10 protein-coding genes are annotated in these 11,715 nt (G+C 69.0%); all 10 read right to left on the bottom strand.

From position 1 onward, the window contains the following. Positions 1-12: 12 nt before the first annotated feature. On the bottom strand, positions 13-1,524 hold the full coding sequence (gene araA, locus ACFC1K_RS05820; RefSeq protein ID WP_375870835.1) for an L-arabinose isomerase: 1,512 nt from the start codon (positions 1,522-1,524) through the stop codon (positions 13-15). 39 nt (positions 1,525-1,563) lie between these two features. Further along, positions 1,564-3,162: a xylulokinase gene (locus ACFC1K_RS05815; protein ID WP_375870834.1), complete on the bottom strand. Its 1,599-nt coding sequence runs from the start codon at positions 3,160-3,162 to the stop codon at positions 1,564-1,566. Continuing rightward, positions 3,162-3,881 (bottom strand): L-ribulose-5-phosphate 4-epimerase, encoded by a 720-nt coding sequence (locus ACFC1K_RS05810; RefSeq protein ID WP_375870833.1) that lies wholly within the window; start codon positions 3,879-3,881, stop codon positions 3,162-3,164. The genes ACFC1K_RS05815 and ACFC1K_RS05810 overlap by 1 nt, the downstream gene beginning before the upstream one ends. Continuing rightward, entirely contained in the window at positions 3,881-4,951 is a 1,071-nt protein-coding gene (locus tag ACFC1K_RS05805; RefSeq protein ID WP_310285558.1) for a sugar ABC transporter permease, read from the bottom strand. Before ACFC1K_RS05805 ends, ACFC1K_RS05810 begins: the two co-directional genes overlap by 1 nt. Beyond that, on the bottom strand, positions 4,948-6,021 hold the full coding sequence (locus tag ACFC1K_RS05800) for an ABC transporter permease (RefSeq protein WP_375870832.1): 1,074 nt from the start codon (positions 6,019-6,021) through the stop codon (positions 4,948-4,950). The genes ACFC1K_RS05805 and ACFC1K_RS05800 overlap by 4 nt, the downstream gene beginning before the upstream one ends. Then, complete coding sequence (locus ACFC1K_RS05795) at positions 6,018-7,625, bottom strand: sugar ABC transporter ATP-binding protein (protein WP_375870831.1); 1,608 nt, start codon at positions 7,623-7,625, stop codon at positions 6,018-6,020. Before ACFC1K_RS05795 ends, ACFC1K_RS05800 begins: the two co-directional genes overlap by 4 nt. 122 nt (positions 7,626-7,747) lie before the next feature. Continuing rightward, positions 7,748-8,755 carry a substrate-binding domain-containing protein gene (locus tag ACFC1K_RS05790; protein ID WP_310285564.1) on the bottom strand — a complete coding sequence of 336 codons (1,008 nt, stop codon included), beginning with the start codon at positions 8,753-8,755 and terminating at the stop codon, positions 7,748-7,750. Positions 8,756-9,000: 245 nt separating this feature from the next. Then, positions 9,001-10,017 carry a LacI family DNA-binding transcriptional regulator gene (locus ACFC1K_RS05785; RefSeq protein ID WP_375870830.1) on the bottom strand — a complete coding sequence of 339 codons (1,017 nt, stop codon included), beginning with the start codon at positions 10,015-10,017 and terminating at the stop codon, positions 9,001-9,003. Continuing rightward, entirely contained in the window at positions 10,014-10,439 is a 426-nt protein-coding gene (locus ACFC1K_RS05780; RefSeq protein ID WP_375870829.1) for an LPXTG cell wall anchor domain-containing protein, read from the bottom strand. Before ACFC1K_RS05780 ends, ACFC1K_RS05785 begins: the two co-directional genes overlap by 4 nt. After that, positions 10,436-11,263 carry a hypothetical protein gene (locus ACFC1K_RS05775; RefSeq protein WP_375870828.1) on the bottom strand — a complete coding sequence of 276 codons (828 nt, stop codon included), beginning with the start codon at positions 11,261-11,263 and terminating at the stop codon, positions 10,436-10,438. The genes ACFC1K_RS05780 and ACFC1K_RS05775 overlap by 4 nt, the downstream gene beginning before the upstream one ends. Between the last annotated feature and the right edge of the window lie 452 nt (positions 11,264-11,715).

Genomic DNA, 11,715 nt, shown 5'->3' with positions numbered 1-11,715 from the left:
GCGGCGGGTGACTCAGAGGCCCTGGGCCAGGCGGTAGTAGGCCTGGTTCCAGCGCAGTTCGCGGCGGAAGCCGCGGACGGTGGTGTCCTCGTCGATGACGACGAGCTCGGTGCGGGCGATCTCGGCGAAGTCGCGGAACACCTCGATGCCGACGGCGGTGGACATCACGGTGTGGTGCGCGGCACCGGCCTCGAGCCAGCAGGCGGCGCTGGTGGCGAAGTCGGGTGCGGGCTTCCAGATCGCACGGCCCACGGGGAGCTTCGGCAGGTCGGGGGCGTCGACGTTCTCGACGACGTTGGCGACGAGGCGGAACCGGTCGCGCATGTCGCTCATCGCGACCACCACGGCGGGGCCCGGGTCGGCGGTGAAGACCAGGCGCACCGGGTCCTCCTTGCCGCCGATGCCGAGCGCGTGGATCTCCAGGCGCGGCTTCGCGGTGGTCAGCGACGGCGACACCTCGAGCATGTGCGCGCCGAGGATCTTCTCGTCGCCCGCGACCAGGTCGTACGTGTAGTCCTCCATCAGCGACGCGCCGCCGGGCAGGCCCGCGCCCATCACGTTGGCGACGCGGATCAGGATCGCGGTCTTCCAGTCGCCCTCTCCGCCGAAGCCGTAGCCCTCGGCCATCAGGCGCTGCACGGCGAGACCGGGCAGCTGCTTCAGCGTGCCGAGGTCCTCGAACGAGGTCGTGAAGGCGCCGAAGCCGCCCTCCTCCAGGAACGAGCGCAGCCCGAGCTCGATCGCGGCGCCGTCCCGCAGCGACTGGTGGCGCTCCGCGCCCGGAAGCAGCTCGTCGGCGACGTCGTACGAGTCGAGGTAGACCTGCACGAGGGCGTCGATGTCGGCGTCGGCCGCGGCATCCACTGCCTCGGCGAGCTCGTTCACGCCCCACGTGTTGACCTGCACGCCGAACCGCAGCTCCGCCTCGGTCTTGTCACCCTCGGTGACCGCCACGAAGCGCATGTTGTCACCGAACCGTGCGAGCTTCAGGGTGCGGACCGCGGCCCAGCCTGCGGCAGCCCGCTGCCAGTCCTCGACCTGCTGCAGCACGGCCGGGTTCGAGACGTGACCCACGACGGTCTTGCGCGCCACACCGAGACGGGTCTGGATGTAGCCGAACTCGCGGTCGCCGTGCGCGGCCTGGTTCAGGTTCATGAAGTCGAAGTCGATGTCGGCCCACGGCAGCTCGACGTTCGCCTGCGTGTGCAGGTGCAGCAGCGGCTTCTGCAGCGCGTCCAGACCCGAGATCCACATCTTCGCCGGGCTGAAGGTGTGCATCCACGCGATCACGCCGACGACGTCGTCGCGCGTGTTCACCTCCAGCGCCAGACGGCGGATCGAGTCCGAGTCCTTCAGGACGGGCTTCCACACCACCTTCACCGGCAGGCCCGACAGGCCGTCCACGACGGCCTGGGACTGCTCAGCGACCTGGCGGAGCGTCTCCTCGCCATACAGGTTCTGGCTGCCGGTGACGAACCACACCTCATACGAGTCGAGGGACGTGGACAAGGGCGTGCGGGTCATGGTCTTTCCTTCAGATCTAGCGGGGTGAGGGAGCCGGCGTCACAGCTTCGCCGCGATCGCGGCGCGCTCGATCGACAGGCCTGCGCGGTAGCGGGCGAGGTACGCGGCGAAGCCGGGCACATCCTCCGCATCGGGCTCGACGGAATCGAACCCGGTGTGCGCGAAGACGCGGTCCGTGAGGAACACGTCGAGGTCCGCGTCTGCCGTGTCGACGGCGAACGCGGCGAGGACGGCGATGCCCCAGGCACCGCCCTCAGAAGCAGTGTCGGCCACCGCGACCGGCGCGCCGAGCGCGCCGGCGAGGAATCGCTGGGCGACGCCCGCCGTGCGGAAGACGCCGCCATGGGCGTACATGCGGTTCAGGGCGACTCCCTCCGCTTCGAGCACGCGCATGCCCAGGGCGAGCGTGCCGAACACGCCGTACAGCTGCGCGCGCATGAAGTTCGCGAGGGTGAAGCGGCTCTCGGGCGTGCGGACGAAGAGCGGGCGACCCTCGGGGAGCCCGGCGATCGGCTCGCCCGACAGGTGGTTGTAGGCGAGCAGGCCCCCGGCGTCGGGGTCGCCGTGGAGCGCCTCGCGGAAGAGCGCCTCGAACACCTCGTCCGCGTTCAGGCCACCGCCGGCGACGGAGGCGAACTGCTCGAACAGTCCGACCCAGGCTGCGAGCTCGCTCGCGCCGTTGTTGCAGTGGACCATCGCGACGGGGTCGCCGGCGGGCGTCGTCACGAGGTCGAGTTCCTCGTGCGCCTCCCGCAGCGGGCGCTCGAGGACCACCATCGCGAAGATGCTCGTTCCCGCGCTCACGTTGCCGGTGCGCGGCGCGACCGAGTTCGTCGCGACCATTCCGGTTCCCGCATCCCCCTCGGGAGGACAGAACGGGATGCCGGGGCGCAGGGCACCGGACGGATCCAGCAGCCGCGCACCCTCGGCGGTCAGCTCGCCCGCCCGTGCGCCCGCGACGAGGACCTCGGGCAGGAGCGCGGCGACATCGAGGTCCGGAGCGCGCTCCGCGACGAGCCGGTCGAACTTCTGCAGCATGCCCGCGTCGTACCCTCGGGTCGCCGCGTCGATCGGGAACATGCCCGACGCATCGCCGACGCCCAGCACCGCCCGGCCGGTGAGCTTCCAGTGGACGTAGCCGGCGAGGGTGTTGAGGAACCGGATGTCGGCGACATGGTCCTCTTCGTTCAGGACGGCCTGGTACAGGTGCGCGATCGACCACCGCAGCGGGATGTTGGTGCCGAACAGTTCCGACAGCACCGCCGCGGCGCGCTCGGTGGAGGTGTTGCGCCACGTGCGGAACGGCGTGAGCAGCTCACCCTCGGCGTCGAACGCGAGGTAGCCGTGCATCATCGCCGAGACGCCGATCGCACCGAAGACCTCGGGCACGACCCCGTAGGTGCCGCGCACCTCGTCGACCAGCGCCGCGTAGGCGGCCTGCAGCCCCGACCAGACGTCGTCGAGGGCATACGTCCAGTTGCGGTCCTGCAGCTGGTTCTCCCACGCGTGCGATCCGGTCGCCAGCACGCGGGTGGGGTCGTCGATATCGATCAGACAGGCCTTGATGCGCGTCGAGCCGAACTCGACCCCGAGCGCGGTGCGACCCTCGCGGATCGCCTGAGCCGCAGCATCCGTCATCATCGCTCGCCCTCCGCGTCGCGACGCTCGTCCGTCGACTGGCCGTAGACGTTCTGATACCGGTCGTACAGGCGGTCGATCGCCTCCTGCGGAATCGGGATCAGCGGACCGGCCTCACGGGCGTAGTGCACTGTGCGCGCGACGTCCTCGACCATGACCGCGGCCTTGACCGCGTCCTTGGCCGACGTGCCGATCGTGAACGGACCATGGTTCTGCATCAGCACCGCGCGCGACCGGTGCCCGGTCAGCGTCTCGACGATGCCGCGGCCGATCGAGTCGTCACCGATGATCGCGAACGGGCCCATCGGGATCGGCCCGCCGAACTCGTCGGCCATCGCCGTGATCACGCACGGGATCTCCTCGCCGCGCGCCGCCCACGCCACCGCGAACGTGGAGTGGGTGTGCACGACTCCCCCGACCTCCGGCATGTTGCGGTACACGTAGGCATGCGCGGCGGTGTCGCTCGATGGGCTGCGATCGCTGCCCGGCGTGCCCGGGATGACGTTGCCGTCCAGATCGCAGAGGATCATGTTCTCGGCTGTCAGGTCGTCGTAGCTGACGCCCGACGGCTTGATCACGAACAGGTCGGCACCGGGCACACGGCCCGACACGTTACCGCCGGTCCACACGATCAGGTTGTAGCGCACCAGCTCGGCATGCAGCTTCGCGACATCGGCGCGGACCTCATCGATCGACGCCTGCAGGTTCTCGTTCGACATCAGCTCGACCTCCTTCGCGTCAGCACCCGCTGCAGCAGCACGAAGGCGAGCAGCACGGCGCCGGTGATGATCGTCAGGTACTCGGGGTTGATGGTGCCGTCCTTCGTGATGATGAGGCGCAGCGCCGCGATCACGAACACGCCGACGATCGAGCCGAGGATATAGCCGTAGCCGCCCGTCAGCAGGGTGCCGCCGATGACGACCGCCGCGATGGCGTCGAGCTCCCAGCCGATACCCGTGACGTTCTGCGCCTTGCCGCCGACCTCGGCCGTGTACACGATCGCTGCGAGACCCGACAGGGCACCCGAGACGATGTAGATCCAGACGCGGGTCCGCGAGACGGGAAGGCCCATCAGCTGGGCGGAGGACTCGTTTCCGCCGATCGCGTAGACGGTGCGGCCCATGCGGGTGCGGTGCATGAAGAACAGCCCCCCGAGCACCACCAGGACGGCGATGAGCAGACCCGGCGTGATCGTGAAGTCGTTGACCTTCGGCCCGTCGATGAGCTTCCAGTCGGTGGCGAGGAGCAGGATGGGCGAGTCCTCGGGGGCGATCACCGGGGTGGTCGAGAGGATCGACGCGAGTCCGCGCGCGAGGAACATCATCGCGAGTGTCGCGATGAACGGCTGCACGTTGAAGTACTGGATCATCACGCCGGCGATCAGCCCGAAGACCGCGCCGAACACGATCATGAGCAGCATCGACAGCCAGCCGTTGACTCCGATGTTCATCAGCATCACGCCGGCGACCGAGCTGAACGCCACCACGGCGCCGACCGACAGGTCGATGCCTCCCGAGACGATCACGATGGTCATGCCGACCGCGAGGATGATGGTGGGCGCGAAGCTGACGAGCAGACTCGACATCGTTCCGGCGTGGAACACCCGGCCGTACGCGATCTCCGCGTAGATGAGCATGCCGAACAGCAGCACCAGCGCGGTCAGCGTGGGGATGAGCGTCTGACTGCGCTCCCACAGCCGCGACAGGTGGGTGACGTTCTCCGCCTTCTTGCTCTCGGGCAGATCGGCGACGGGCGGGACGGTTTCAGCGAGCGTGCGTGAAGTGCTCATGCCACGACCTCCTTCGAAACGGGGGTGCTCTCCGTCGCGGCCGGCCCGGTCGGGGTGCCGGAGGACTTCGTGCGTGAGAACGCGAACGAGCGGATCCGCTCCGATTGCAGCAGCACCAGGGCGATGATGACGAGCGCCTTGAACGCCGGCGTCGCCGCGGCGGGGATGCCGAGGAACAGCACGGTCTTGTTCAGGGTCGCGATGAGGAGGGCGCCGATGGTGGAGCCCAGGATCGAGAACTTGCCTCCCGCGAGGGAGGTGCCCCCGATCACGACCGCGAGGATCGCGTCGAGCTCCATCAGGTTTCCGGTGCCTCCGACGCTCACCGTCATCACCTCGGAGACGCTGAACAAGCCTCCGACCGCAGCGAGCGCGGCGGACAGGACGTAGACGCCGATCAGGATCGGACGGGGACGGATGCCGGCGAGGCGGCTCGCCTTCGGGTTGATGCCGATGGACTCGATCATGAGGCCGAGAGCGGTGCGACGCATGGTCAGCGCGATCAGCACCACGATCGCGATGGCGAGCACGAAGCTGGTGGGCAGTCCGAGGATCTGCCCGTTCGCGAGCTGCCGGAACGGCTCGTTGGTGGCGTTCGTGTTCTGGCCGTCCGTGATCACGCGGGCGATGCCGCGGGCGGCGAGCATCATGATCAGAGTGCTGATGAAGGGCTGCAGCCCCACCACCGCCACCAGGATGCCGTTGATCGCGCCGAGGACGATCGCCAGCAGCAGCGCGAGGCCGATGGCCGTGAACATCGCGCCCACCGAGTTCGAGTCCAGGGTCGACAGGGTCTGCATGGCGACGGCGCCGCCGACGGCCATCATCGATCCCACGGAGAGGTCGATGCCTTCGGTCGCGATGACGAACGTCATGCCCAGCGCGATCATGATGATCGGCGCCGAGATGCGCAGGATGTCGAGCACGTTGCCGGTGAGCAGCCCCGTCGTCGGGTTGACGCTGATCGCGAGGTACGCGGGGTTCTTGATCGAGTTGACCAGCAGCAGCAGCGCGATCCCGATGATCGCCCAGAACCAGGGCGTGCGGAACGCGGTCTTGACGCGGCTCATGACGCGCTCCCTTCGAGTCCATTGCGGTCGTCGCCGGCGGCGACCTCTTCGGCGAGGGCGTCGGCCTGCTCTTCGGCCTCGTCCCCGCTCTCGGTCGCGATGACCGAGACGATGCTCTCTGCCGTCACCTCGGGGCCGTTCACGACCTCGCCCACCTTCTGGTGGTCCTTCAGGATGACGATGCGCTCGGAGAGACGCACGACCTCTTCCAGCTCGGACGAGATGAACACGACGCCCATCCCGCCTTCGGCGAGCTCGGCCACGGTCTCCTGGATGTCGGCCTTCGCGCCGACGTCGATGCCGCGGGTCGGCTCGTCCAGCAGGAGCAGATCGGGGTTCGTCGCGAGCCAGCGCCCGAGGAGCACCTTCTGCTGGTTTCCGCCGGAGAGCAGGCGGATGGGCCGGTCGGGATCGTTGGGGCGCACGCTGAAGCGCTCCATGTAGGTCGTGACCAGCTGGTCGACCTCGCGGGCGGGCACACGCCGGAACCACCCTCGACGCGCCTGGACCGCGAGCATGATGTTCTCGCGGACGCTCAGGTCGCCGACGATGCCGTCGTCGCGACGGCTCTCGGTCGAGTAGGCGATGCCCTGCGACAGGCCGGCCACGGGAGAGTTCAGCGAGACCTTCTTGCCGCGGATGCGCACCGTGCCCGAGTCGGCCTTGTCGGCACCGGCGATGAGCCTGGCCAGTTCCGTACGCCCGGCGCCGAGCAGCCCGGCGAAGCCGACGACCTCGCCGGCGTGGATGTCGACGTCAGTGGGCTCGATCGCGCCCTTGCGTCCGAGACCTTCAGCCGCGAACAGCGGGGTCTGGGTGCGGTCGCGCGCCTCGGTCTGACGATTGGAGCCCAGCGCGCGCAGGGACTCGAAGTCCTTGCCGATCATCTTGGAGATGAGCTGCGTACGGTCGAGGTCGCGCTTGAGGTACTCGCCGACGAACTTGCCGTTGCGCAGCACCGTGATGCGGTCGCTGATCGCATACACCTGGTCGAGGAAGTGCGAGACGAAGAGGATCGCGACGCCCTGGTCGCGCAGGCGCCGGATGACCCCGAACAGCACCTCGACCTCGTTCGCGTCCAGGCTCGACGTCGGCTCGTCGAGGATGAGCACCTTCGAGTCGGTGACCATCGCGCGGCTGATCGCGACCAGCTGCTGCATCGCGATGGAGAGGGAGGAGAGGGGTGCGCGCGGGTCGAGGTCGCCCAGCCCCATGCGGGCGAGGGCCTCGCGGGCGAGCGCGTGGGTCTTGCGCCAGTTGACGCCGGCCAGGCCACGGACCTCGTGACCGAGCATCACGTTCTCACCGATGGTGAGATTCGTGCAGAGGTTGACCTCCTGGTAGACCGTGGAGATCCCCGCGGCCTGTGCCGAGGCGGTGCCGGTGAAATGACGCACCTGCCCGGCCACGACGATCTCGCCGGAGTCGATCTGGTAGACCCCGGTCAGGGCCTTGATGAGAGTGGACTTTCCGGCGCCGTTCTCACCCATCAGGGTGTGGACCTCGCCCGGAAGCAGCCGGAAGCTGACCTCATCGAGCGCTTTGACCCCCGGGAAGGTGATCGAGGCGTTGCGGACCTCGACGATCGCGATCGGTTCAATCATCGCTGGGTGACTCCTTATTGCTGCAGTGCAGACGAACGGGACGGAGACGAGGACGAGCGGGGGCCGCCGAGAACGGCGACCCCCGCCCGCACTGCTCTACTCCTAGCCGACCGAGTGTCGGATCAGAAGCCCTTGCCCGCGTCGATCGCGGCCTGACCGGCCTCGGCCGAGTCGAAGGTCTCGCCCGGGACGACGATAGTCTTCTCGACGGTCTTGCCCGCGAGTGCGTCGTTGACCGCGTCCACGGCGAGGTCGCCGAAGAACGGGTTGTACTGGGCGACGAAGCTCAGGTCGCCGGCCGCGAGGGCCTCGAGCGCCGGGGTGGTGCCGTCGATCGTGGCGATCTTGACGTCGGTGCCCGGGACCAGGCCGGCAGCGGTCACCGCAGCGGCGGCGCCGATGCCCATCTCGTCGTTCTGCGCGAAGACGAACTGCAGGTCCGGGTTCTCCTTGAGGACGGTCTCGATGACCGACTTGCCCTCGTCAGCGGTCCAGTTGGCGGTCTGCGCGCCGATCTTGTTCCAGCCGTCCTGGCCCTCGATGGCTGCGTCGAAGCCCTCGTTGCGCTCGTTGACGACCGAGAGGCCGGGGACGCCCTCGAGCACGTAGTAGCTCGCGCCCTCGGGGTAGGTCTCGACGGCCCAGTCGCCCACCGAACCGGCGACCTTCACGTTGTCGGGAGCGATGCGCGTGACGTAGAGGTCGTCGCTGGCGTCGACACCGCGGTCGAGCAGGATGACGGGGATCTCCGCCTCCTGCGCGAGCTCGAGCGAGTCCTCCCAGCCCGACGCCTCGGTGGCGGTGAGCAGGATGACGTCGACCTCGTCGTTCACGAACGTGGCGAAGGCGTCGAGCTGCGACTTCTGGTCGGTCGGGCTCGCGGCGGGGGCGTACTTCAGGTCGAAGCCGGCCTCCTCCGAGAACGCGTCCTTGATGGCCTGCTCGTTCGCGTTGCGCCAGCCGCCCTCGGGGCCGACCGCGACGAAGCCGACGGTGGTGAGGTCGCTGCTGCTGTCGCCGCTGTCGCCGGCGTCGCCGCTTGCGGCGCCCGAGCAGCCGGCAAGACCGAGCGCGAGCACGCCCGCGCCCACGAAGCCGAGCATCCCCAGCATGCGCTTCTTGTGTGCCATCTCATCTCCTCCTTGAGACTCCCCGACGCTCTTCGTCAGAGAGAAATCCATGTGTCCCCAGCGGGACACCCTTAGGTGTGTGACCCCATTGTGCGCGCTAACAATCCCCGCGCGCAACTCCACTTCGGTATTTCGTTACTTTTCCGTTACCGCGAACATTCCGCAGAACATCAAGGCGCGACGAAGACCGGCCACACCTCCTGGCGCGACCGCACCGATGATGTCGGAAAAGGCCCGGTCGGCGTTCAGGCGCGCGGTGCCGACGTCGACGATCGCACGACGAGGCTGGGCGCGATCATGTCGTGCTGCGCGCCATCTTCGCCTTCGATCGCCGCGATGACGAGCTGCAGCGCGAGCGAGCCGAGGGCGGCGAAGTCCTGCCGGACGGTGGTGAGCGGGGGGATGAAGTGGCGTGAGTCCGGCAGATCGTCGAAGCCGATCACACTGACATCGGCGGGTACGCGAATCCCCCGCTCCGTGAGCCCGTGCACGAGGCCGAGAGCCATCTGGTCGTTCGAGGCGAACACGGCGGTGATGTCGCCGAAGTCGAAGCTGCGGCCGAACTCGTAGCCGTAGTCCGACGTCCAGTCGCCGTTGATCGCCGGTTTGGCCGGAAGCCCCGCAGCGGTGAGGGCGTCGAGCCAGCCCTGTTCGCGTTCGCGGGCGTCGTACCAGTCGAGCGGGCCGGCGAGGTGCGCGATCGAACGATGCCCGAGATCGATGAGGTGCTGGACGGCGAGTCTCGCGCCGAAGCGCTGATCCACCGCAGCGGTGTGCCAGGTGGCATCCGGTTCCGCCCGGATCACGATCGTGGGAAGTCCGGTGCTCTGCTGCCTTAGAAGATCGAGCGACGACGCCCGCGGTGCGATGACGCAGAGCGCGTCCACCCCCTGCGTGACGAGTTCGACGACCCCCGTGTCGATCTGCAGGTCTTCGTCCTCCGAGATGGAGAAGGCGCTGATCGCGTAGCCCACGTCGCGGGCGGCGCTCTCGAGCGCGCGCAGCGTGCTGTTCGGGCCGTACTGCACCGGGCTGTCGACCAGCACGCCGATGCGCATCGCACGACGGGTGGCGAGAGCCCGTGCGATCGAGCTGCGGGTGTAGTTCATCTCGTCGATCGCCTGGAGCACACGCTCGCGCGTCGACTCGCGGATGTTCGGGTGACCGTTGAGCACGCGCGAAACGGTCATGTGCGACACGCCGGCATGCTTCGCGACGTCATAGATGCTGGGACGCTGCCAGCCTCGCGTCGCTTCGGTCATGCGGGGTCACCTCGTTCGCTCCGGCGGTGCCCGGCCGGCTCGTCGGCCGACGGGTCCTCCCCCATGGGAGCGTGTTCACCGCTGTCCACAGCGTAGGCCGTCGACGACGCCGTCAGTGCAAGGGCCCGACCGTGACGCGCCGTCCGCGCCCTCAGCGCGAACACTGCTCCGGCCACGAGGAGCGCGATCGCGATCCACAGGAAGGGCTCGATGCCCGCCATGCCGGTGGCGGGGAGATCGGTCCCTGGCAGGGAACCCCCGCTGCAGCCGGTCACGCACTCGAGGGGATCGATCTGCACCGTCACCGAGACCGTGCCGCTGTCGACGTCGACCTCGTCGGCGTTCGCGGGCATCGCGAGGAGAGCGGATGCCGAGATCGCGGCGAGCACGCCGAAGGCCAGGTGGCCGTACCGGCGCCTCACGCGACGCCCGCCGGAGTCTTCGCCTCGCTGCGGCCCTGCTCACGGCCCTCTTCGAGGGCCTCCGCCCGCGCTCCGTCGAGCATCGCCGCGAGGCGCCGCCGAGAGCGGATGCGGCCCCAGAGGATCGCCCCCACGACGAGCGCGAGACCGATGAGGAGCAGCAGCTGCGGCCACGGCATCGCCCACACGACGGCATCCGCGGTGACGGGGTCGAGGGTCTCGGACGAGTCCGACATGGTCACGACGGTCGGCGCCAGGGTCACGGTCGCCGGCACCACGAACAGCGGCCACACGTCGCCGACGACGACGCTGATGGTGCGGCTGTCACCAGGCAGGAGCTCCTGGGGCGACTCGCCGACGCCAGGGAAGAAGACGGTGTGCCCGCCCGCCGAGACGGAGCCTTCGGCGAGCAGACGAGTGTTGCCCTCGTTGACGACGTCGAAGGTGACGGTCGCCTCCCCCGGGCGCAGGGGGTTCCACGACGTGGTGTAGTCGCCGGCGAGCCCGGCGAGCGCAGCGGCCGGCGTGATCTCTCCGGTGACGCGCGTGAGCACACGGAAGCCGACGCGGCTCTCGACCCCGACGCTCGTGCCGTCCTCCGCGGACTGCACCGAGAGCACCGACGCGGTGATGCCGGCGGCGTGGTCGCCGGGTTCGGCCGTGTCGGGGACCGCGACGGAGAATGGAACTACGACGGTCCCGCCGGCGGGGACCGTGACGGTCTCTGGCAGCGAGATCCACGTGCCGGCGTCAACAGACTCCTGATCGGCAGGCAGTATGTCGAAGCGCCCGGTGCGGGTCGTGAAACCGTCGGCCCCGGTCAAGCTGAAGGTGACTTCCTGCGCGCCGATGTTCCGTACAGCGAAATTGTCCTCGACGACCTCGCCCGGATCGAGTTCGTGCTCGACTGCGGCCCTTCCGTCCGGTCCACTCGCGTCTGCCGGCACGACCGACCACCGGACCTGGGGCTCCTCCTCGGCGGCGGTCGCGCTTGAGGCCCACCCCCCGAGCGAGCAGAAGGTCAGGACTATCGCCGCTGCGAGGACAGCCGCGACGCGGACCAGTCGGACGGAGTGAGTGAAAGAGTGCACAGGCATTTCCAGAAGTCGGGGTCGAGGGCGCGCCCGGGGGGGCCGCCCCCCCCGTTAAAACCCAAAAGGGGGGGTGGGTGAGGGGGGGGGGGGGTTGGCTCCCCACGGGGGGGGGCCCCTGGCGGCGGGGGGGGCCCGGGGGACGGGGCGCAGCCGGGCGAAGTCGGTGACGACGGGGACCAGGC

Origin of the sequence: Microbacterium sp. NPDC056057 (genome assembly GCF_042266945.1) — a bacterium.
In the GTDB taxonomy this organism is placed as follows: Bacteria; Actinomycetota; Actinomycetes; order Actinomycetales; family Microbacteriaceae; genus Microbacterium; species Microbacterium trichothecenolyticum_C.
This window is presented reverse-complemented; position numbering and strand designations above follow the sequence as displayed.

Coding starts and splice junctions, on each gene's coding strand:
- araA (WP_375870835.1), bottom strand. CDS start 1,524: ATGACCCGCACGCCCTTGTCCACGTCCCTCGACTCGTATGAGGTGTGG.
- ACFC1K_RS05800 (WP_375870832.1), bottom strand. CDS start 6,021: ATGAGCCGCGTCAAGACCGCGTTCCGCACGCCCTGGTTCTGGGCGATC.
- ACFC1K_RS05790 (WP_310285564.1), bottom strand. CDS start 8,755: ATGGCACACAAGAAGCGCATGCTGGGGATGCTCGGCTTCGTGGGCGCG.
- ACFC1K_RS05810 (WP_375870833.1), bottom strand. CDS start 3,881: ATGTCGAACGAGAACCTGCAGGCGTCGATCGATGAGGTCCGCGCCGAT.
- ACFC1K_RS05795 (WP_375870831.1), bottom strand. CDS start 7,625: ATGATTGAACCGATCGCGATCGTCGAGGTCCGCAACGCCTCGATCACC.
- ACFC1K_RS05785 (WP_375870830.1), bottom strand. CDS start 10,017: ATGACCGAAGCGACGCGAGGCTGGCAGCGTCCCAGCATCTATGACGTC.
- ACFC1K_RS05805 (WP_310285558.1), bottom strand. CDS start 4,951: ATGAGCACTTCACGCACGCTCGCTGAAACCGTCCCGCCCGTCGCCGAT.
- ACFC1K_RS05815 (WP_375870834.1), bottom strand. CDS start 3,162: ATGACGGATGCTGCGGCTCAGGCGATCCGCGAGGGTCGCACCGCGCTC.